The sequence below is a fragment of the uncultured Methylovirgula sp. genome (genome assembly GCF_947646745.1).
Lineage (GTDB): Bacteria > Pseudomonadota > Alphaproteobacteria > Rhizobiales > Beijerinckiaceae > Methylovirgula.
Genome location: NZ_CANSHK010000072.1, coordinates 1 through 6665, shown reverse-complemented (window position 1 = coordinate 6665; position 6665 = coordinate 1). Strand labels below are relative to the sequence as shown.

The window sequence follows — 6665 nt, the reverse complement described above, 5'->3', positions numbered from 1 at the left end:
CATCGCCAGCGAGGACGAGCGCATCGCCCGAGGCGAGAAGCAAGGATTGCGTCTTGCCGCCGCGCGCCGCGCCGCCCCAACGGAAGACGCAGGACGCGCCGAGCGACAGCGAGACGACTGGCGCGGCAAAATCTTCTTCATCGCGATCCTGATGCAGGCCCATACGCGCGCCAGGGCTATAGACATTGACAAGGCAAGCCTCCGGCGGCTGCGCATATCCGCCGAGTTCGCGCCAAGCCTCAAGCGCGAGGGCGGGAATCGGGGGCCAGCCACGCCCGGTCGCCGGATGCGCCGCCTGATAACGATAGCCGGCACGATCCGAGACCCAGCCGAGCGCGCCGCAATTCGTCATTTCGACCGAGAACGGCTTGCCGGTCTTCGGCATCTGCGGGCGGAACAAAGGCGCCTGCGCAATCACGGCCTCGATCTCGCGAAGCAAGGTTTCCTGCGCCGCGCGGTCAAGATAGCCGGGCGCATAGATCAGCCCGTCAGCGAATGTCTCTCGCCCGCCCGCCAGGAGCGTCATGGCGCGCAGCCGGGGGTCATGCGGCGACGAATTGCCGATAGGCCTGCTCGTCCATCAGGCCCTCGAGCGACCGCGCGTCATCGACGCGCAGGCGATAGAGCCAGCCTTCGCCGCGCGGGTCGGCGTTGATCCGCGACGGATCCGCGATGACATCCGTGTTGACTTCGATGACTTCACCGTCGGCCGGGGCGCGGGAGTCGAGCGCCGTCAGCGCCGAAGTGAGCAGCGCGGCGCGATCGCCTTTTTTCAAAAGGGTGCCGAGCTTCGGCAATTCGGCGGAGATAAAGCGGCCGGCTTCTTGCGCTGCGCGGCGGGTGATGCCGACGACTGCGACCTCGCCATCGAGCCTGAGCCATTCATGCCGATCGGTGAATCTCAGCATGGCCGTTTCTATCACAGGCTAGTCGATCTGCGGCAGCAAAATCGCCTTCGAGGCCACGGTCGAATCGGCTTTGAGTTCATAGACGAGCGCCGCGCCGGTGGCGATCTCGGCATCGAGGACGGTCTCGCGGCTCAGCCGGTCAAGCACCATCACCAAAGCGCGAAGTGAGTTGCCGTGGGCGACGACGAGCGTGCGCTCGCCCCGCAGCACGCGCGGCAGGATCACCTGGCAGTAGTAAGGCAGGACACGGGCGATCGTATCCTTCAGGCTTTCGCCGCCGGGCGGCGGCACGTCATAGGAGCGCCGCCACAGACGAACCTGTTCTTCGCCCCAGCGGGCCCGCGCTTCATCCTTGTTGAGGCCGGAGAGATCGCCATAGTCGCGCTCGTTCAACGCGAGATCGCGAAGCGTCGGCAGGTCGGCGGCCCCGAGTTCGTCGAGGATCAGCGTGAGGGTCTTTTGGGCGCGGCCGAGTTCGGAGGTGAAGGCCTGATCGAAGCCGAGATCCGCCGCCTTCAGCGCGCGGCCGGCGCCGCGTGCTTCGGCAATGCCGAGCGGCGTCAGATCGGGGTCCTTCCAGCCGGTGAAAAGATTTTTGAGATTCCATTCGCTCTGGCCGTGCCGCACGAGAACGAGAAGCCGTTGCATGGAAAATTCCTATTTCAGGCCGAGCACATCGGCCATCGTATAGAGCCCGGGTTTGCGGCCGCGCGCCCAGAGCGCCGCGCGCAACGCGCCGCGGGCGAAGATGGTTCGATCCTCGGCCTTATGCGTGAGTTCGAGCCGCTCGCCGGGGCCGGCGAAAATCACCGAATGGTCGCCGACGACCGTTCCGCCGCGCAAGGCGGCAAAGCCGATCGCTCCCTCGCTTCGCGCTCCGGTATGCCCATCGCGGCTTTTGACGGACTGTTCGGCGAGCACGATGCCACGCCCGCGCGCCGCCGCCTCGCCGAGCAGCAGCGCCGTGCCGGACGGCGCATCGACTTTCATGCGATGATGCATTTCGACGATCTCGATGTCGAACTCCGGCCCCAGCGCCAGCGCAACCTTCTCGACGAGGCCGGCAAGCAAATTGACGCCAAGGCTCATATTGCCGGACTGGACGATGGTGGCGTGATGGCTCGCGGCCTCGATCTTGTCGCGATCATCGGCGGAAAGGCCGGTCGTGCCGATCACATGGACCATGCGCGCCTGCGCCGCCAGGGCTGCGAGTTCGATGCTCGCATGCGGTGAGGAAAAATCGATGATGCCGTCCGCCGCAAGTGCGGCGGTGAGCGGATCACTCGAAATCTCAACGCCGAGATGGCCGCAGCCGGCATAAATGCCGGCATCCTGGCCGAGCGCCGCGCTTCCCGGCCGCTCCAAAGCCGCGGCAAGGGTGACGCCTTGCGTCTTGGCGATCAATTCGATGACGCTGCAACCCATGCGGCCCGCCGCACCGGCCACGATGAGCCGCATCTCGCTCATAAAATCCTCCCGGATTCACCCGCCGGTCTATAAGGCGCGACCGCGGCAATGAAAAGGCGGCGGCGCCTGTCACGGGCGGGTCACAGAGCCAGACTATGGTCCATCTTGACCAGGGGAGCGTTCCGGCAGCGCGCCGGCAGGCGAACCGGAGGTACGTTCGCTTGCGCTTGCCCCTCGGTCACGTGTTGCGGCGTTGCGTCCAAGTTGCGTTTGCGTTGCGTCTTTTCGCGCATCACCATTATCCCCGCGCCGTGGCGATTTCGTGCTGGATCGCCTCGGCTGCGGCGCGCGGATCGGCCGCTTCCGTGATCGGCCGGCCGACAACCAGATAATCCGCCCCCGCTGCGATTGCCGCCGCTGGCGTCGCGATCCGCTTCTGATCTCCTGCTTGGCCGCCGGCGGGGCGAATGCCTGGCGTCACCAGGATCATCTCCTCTCCGATGCTGCGCCGGAGCTCTGCCGCCTCCGAGGCTGCGGCGACGAGCCCGTCGATGCCGAGCGCCTTGGCCTGCTGCGCGCGATGCGGCACAAGATCGCGCACGGGAAAGCGGTAACCGGCGGCGGTCAGATCATCGTCGTCGTAGGAGGTCAGCACGGTGACCGCGAGCAGTTTGAGCCCGCTGCCGGCCGCGCCCTCCTTCGCCGCCGCCATGGTCTGCGGAAAGGCATGGATCGTCAGAAAGGTGGCGCCCCGGCGCGCGAGCTGCGCGGTGGCCCGCTTCACCGTGTTCGGAATGTCGTGCAGCTTGAGATCAAGGAAGATCTTCTTGCCGCGCGCGGCAAGCTCATCGGCGAATGCGAAGCCGTCGCCGCTATAGGCCAGCTCCATGCCGACCTTGTAGAAAGAGACGCTATCGCCGAGGGTCGTGACGAGCGCCCGGGCCTGCGCCACGTCCGGAAGATCGAGCGCAAGGATCAGCCGGTCGGATGGTTTGATCGCGCTCATGCGGAGACGCCCGTCCGATAGATCCAAACGCGCGCCGGCGGTACATTGCGCCAAATCCAGGGCGATGTCGTCAGGCGATGCGGGGGGGCCAATTTCAATGGCACCGGCGAAAACAGGCTGTAGGAGAATTGCACGAAGGGGCCGTTCGGCACCATCAGATCGAAAGCCTCGGCAACCAAGGCCGCACGCTGCGCTTCCGGACGCGTGATGAGCGGCAGGCTGGAGACGACGGCGATGGGTGCCTGCCTCAGCCGCGCGCCCAAAGTTGCGCGCAAGGCATAAGCATCGCCCTGCAAGACCGTCACGCCGGGGAAGCGGGCGCGCAGCAGATCGCAGAAGCCCGGCTCATATTCGATGAGGAAGAGCCGCTCCGGCGCAATGCCACGCTCGAGCAGCGCCTCGGTCATTACGCCGGTGCCGGGGCCAAGTTCGATGACCGGCCCGGGCTGTGCCGGGTCGATCTCCGCTGCCATAGCCGCGGCAAGCGCCGGCCCAGAGGGCGTCACGGCACCAAGCAGGAGCGGGTTGGCCGCCCAGGTGCGAAGGAATTGTGCGGCGTCGGCAAAGCGGCTTTGCGGCGTGGGGGGCGGTAGGCTCACGATGGCCTCGGAACAGGTTGGGCGCGGCAAAGTTGCCGACCTCGCGGCCGCCGTCAAGCGCGGCGGCGCTAGTTGCCGAGATTCTCGAAAAAGTCCTTCATCTTGGCAAAAAAGCCCGAGGATTCCGGATGCGTATTGTTCGACGACAAGGATTCGAATTCCGTCATAAGTTCGCGCTGCCGCTTGGTGAGATTCTGCGGCGTTTCGACATTGACCTGAATGTAGAGATCGCCGACATCGCGCGAGCGCAGCACCGGCATGCCCTTGTTGCGGACTTTGAATTGTTTGCCGGACTGCGTGCCTTCGGGCACTTTCACCATGGTCTCGCCGCCATCGATCGTGCGCACGGCGATCTCGCCGCCAAGCGCCGCCTGAACCATGGAGATCGGCACGCGGCAGAACAAATCCGCGCCATCGCGCTGATAAAACGGATGCGGCTTGGTCGCGACGAAAATGTAAAGATCGCCGGGCGGCCCGCCGCGCAGCCCCGCCTCGCCTTCGCCGGCGAGGCGAATACGGGTGCCGTCTTCGACGCCGGCCGGCACATTGACGGCCAAACTGCGTTCGCGCGTCACCCGGCCCGTGCCCGAGCAGGTCGTGCAGGGGTTGTCGATCACTTCGCCCTGGCCGTGGCAATGCGGACAAGTGCGCTCGATCGAGAAGAAGCCCTGCTGCGCCCGGACGCGGCCATAGCCGCCGCAGGTCGAGCAGGCGCGGGGCTTCGCCCCTGGCTTCGCGCCCGAGCCTGTGCAGGCCGTGCAGGCGACCGAAGTCGGCAGGGTCAGATTGGCCGTCTTGCCGGCGAACGCTTCTTCAAGCGTGATTTCGAGATTGTAGCGCAGATCCGAACCACGGGTGGCGCCGTTGCCGCGGCCGCCGGCGCGCCGGCCCATCACATCGCCGAAGAGATCGTCGAAAATATCCGCCATTGAGGCGCCGAAGCCATCGGCGGCACCGTTGGCAAAGCCATTGCCCGGCTCGAAGGCGCTATGGCCGAAGCGATCATAGGCGGCACGCTTCTGCGGATCGGAGAGGCATTGATAGGCCTCGTTGACCTCTTTGAACTTGATCTCGCAGGTGTGGTCGCCGGGATTGCGATCGGGATGGAATTGCATCGCGGCCTTGCGGAAGGCCGACTTCAATTCCCCATCGCTGCATGTCCGCGTCACGCCGAGGGTTTCATAATAGCACGTCTTGCCCATTGCGTATCGGTCCCTGCGCCGCCCCCGCGGCGTTTTACGCTTCGAATCCTAAGTGATTCGGTTCAAATCCCGCGCCTACGCGATCCCTTGACTGATCCCGAGTCACAGATAAGCGGCGCGTTTCCTCTTGCCAACCGCCGCGCGGACGCAAAAAGGCCAGGCGTCGCCGCCCGGCCTTTCGCAATGTCTTGTCTGCCGCACGGCGATCAGGCCGATTTCTTGTCGTCGCCGACTTCCTTGAAATCGGCATCGATGACATCGTCCTGGGCGCCGCCTTCGGAGCCGGCACCGGCGCCTGCGGCACCCGCCTCGCTCTGCGCCTTGTACATGGCTTCGCCGAGCTTCATCGACGCCTGGACGAGCTCTTCGGTCCGCGCCTTGATGCCGGCGAGATCGTCGCCTTCGAGCGCCGTCTTCAGCGCCGCAACGGCCGATTCCACCGCGCTCTTGTCAGCCTGCGAAACCTTGTCGCCATATTCGGTGAGCGACTTCTCCGCCGTATGGATCATCGCCTCGCCGTGGTTCTTGGCATCGACCAACTCGCGCCGCACCTTGTCTTCGGCCGCATGCAACTCGGCATCCTTCACCATCTTGTCGATATCAGACTCGCTGAGGCCGCCCGACGCCTGGATGCGGATCTGCTGCTCCTTGCCGGTCGCTTTATCCTTCGCCGTCACATTGACGATGCCGTTGGCGTCGATGTCGAACGTGACTTCAACCTGCGGCACGCCGCGCGGCGCCGGCGGGATGCCGACGAGGTCGAACTGGCCGAGCAGCTTATTGTCGGCCGCCATCTCGCGCTCGCCCTGGAAGACGCGGATCGTCACCGCCGTCTGATTGTCTTCCGCGGTCGAGAACACCTGGCTCTTCTTGGTCGGGATCGTCGTGTTGCGGTCGATCAATCGGGTGAACACGCCGCCCAGGGTTTCGATGCCGAGCGACAGCGGGGTCACGTCGAGCAAAAGCACGTCCTTGACGTCGCCCTGCAGGACGCCGGCCTGAATGGCGGCGCCGATCGCCACGACTTCGTCCGGATTGACGCCCTTGTGCGGCTCCTTGCCGAAGAAGTTTTTGACCACTTCCTGGACTTTGGGCATGCGGGTCATGCCGCCGACGAGGACGACTTCGTTGATTTCGCCCGCGGTGAGGCCGGCATCCTTCAACGCCTTGCGGCACGGCTCGACGGTGCGCTGGATGAGATCGTCCACGAGGGCTTCGAGTTTTGCGCGCGTGAGCTTCAAGGTCAGATGTTTCGGACCCGAGGCATCGGCGGTGATGTAAGGCAGGTTGATCTCGGTCTGCGTCGCCGAGGAGAGTTCGACCTTCGCCTTTTCCGCCGCTTCCTTCAGGCGCTGCAGCGCGAGCTTGTCCTTTTTGAGATCGATACCGGATTCTTTTTTGAACTCGTCGTTCAAGTAATCGACGATGCGATTGTCGAAGTCTTCACCGCCGAGGAACGTGTCGCCGTTGGTCGACTTCACTTCGAATACGCCGTCGCCGATCTCGAGGATCGACACGTCGAATGTGCCGCCGCCGAGGTCAT

General features: G+C 64.9%; 8 protein-coding genes. All 8 read right to left on the bottom strand.

The genetic code is table 11. From position 1 onward, the window contains the following. Positions 1-526, bottom strand: a 526-nt coding sequence (locus Q0025_RS14665; RefSeq protein WP_297300409.1) for an alpha-ketoglutarate-dependent dioxygenase AlkB, incomplete at its 3' end; no start/stop codon positions are given. A 16-nt stretch (positions 527-542) separates the two neighbouring features. Further along, the gene (locus Q0025_RS14660) at positions 543-908 is read right to left on the bottom strand and encodes a glycine cleavage system protein H (RefSeq protein ID WP_297300407.1); all 366 of its coding nucleotides are present in this window, start codon (positions 906-908) and stop codon (positions 543-545) included. Between the two features lie 18 nt (positions 909-926). Further along, positions 927-1556: a 2,3-bisphosphoglycerate-dependent phosphoglycerate mutase gene (locus tag Q0025_RS14655; RefSeq protein WP_297300406.1), complete on the bottom strand. Its 630-nt coding sequence runs from the start codon at positions 1554-1556 to the stop codon at positions 927-929. A 9-nt stretch (positions 1557-1565) separates the two neighbouring features. Further along, the gene (dapB, locus tag Q0025_RS14650; RefSeq protein ID WP_297300411.1) at positions 1566-2366 is read right to left on the bottom strand and encodes a 4-hydroxy-tetrahydrodipicolinate reductase; all 801 of its coding nucleotides are present in this window, start codon (positions 2364-2366) and stop codon (positions 1566-1568) included. Positions 2367-2613: 247 nt separating this feature from the next. After that, a complete protein-coding gene (pyrF, locus tag Q0025_RS14645) occupies positions 2614-3321 on the bottom strand; it encodes an orotidine-5'-phosphate decarboxylase (protein WP_297300403.1) in 708 nt (235 codons plus the stop codon). Beyond that, positions 3318-3920 (bottom strand): rRNA adenine N-6-methyltransferase family protein, encoded by a 603-nt coding sequence (locus tag Q0025_RS14640; protein ID WP_297300401.1) that lies wholly within the window; start codon positions 3918-3920, stop codon positions 3318-3320. Before Q0025_RS14640 ends, pyrF begins: the two co-directional genes overlap by 4 nt. Positions 3921-3988: 68 nt before the next feature. Beyond that, complete coding sequence (gene dnaJ / locus Q0025_RS14635) at positions 3989-5122, bottom strand: molecular chaperone DnaJ (protein ID WP_297300399.1); 1134 nt, start codon at positions 5120-5122, stop codon at positions 3989-3991. 206 nt (positions 5123-5328) lie between these two features. After that, a partial coding sequence (gene dnaK / locus Q0025_RS14630; protein ID WP_297300397.1) for a molecular chaperone DnaK occupies positions 5329-6665 on the bottom strand: 1337 nt, incomplete at its 5' end.

Excerpts from the sequence above, each read along its gene's own strand:
- Q0025_RS14660 (WP_297300407.1), bottom strand. The coding sequence starts at position 908 with ATGCTGAGATTCACCGATCGGCATGAATGGCTCAGGCTCGATGGCGAG.
- Q0025_RS14655 (WP_297300406.1), bottom strand. The coding sequence starts at position 1,556 with ATGCAACGGCTTCTCGTTCTCGTGCGGCACGGCCAGAGCGAATGGAAT.
- dapB (WP_297300411.1), bottom strand. The coding sequence starts at position 2,366 with ATGCGGCTCATCGTGGCCGGTGCGGCGGGCCGCATGGGTTGCAGCGTC.
- pyrF (WP_297300403.1), bottom strand. The coding sequence starts at position 3,321 with ATGAGCGCGATCAAACCATCCGACCGGCTGATCCTTGCGCTCGATCTT.
- dnaJ (WP_297300399.1), bottom strand. The coding sequence starts at position 5,122 with ATGGGCAAGACGTGCTATTATGAAACCCTCGGCGTGACGCGGACATGC.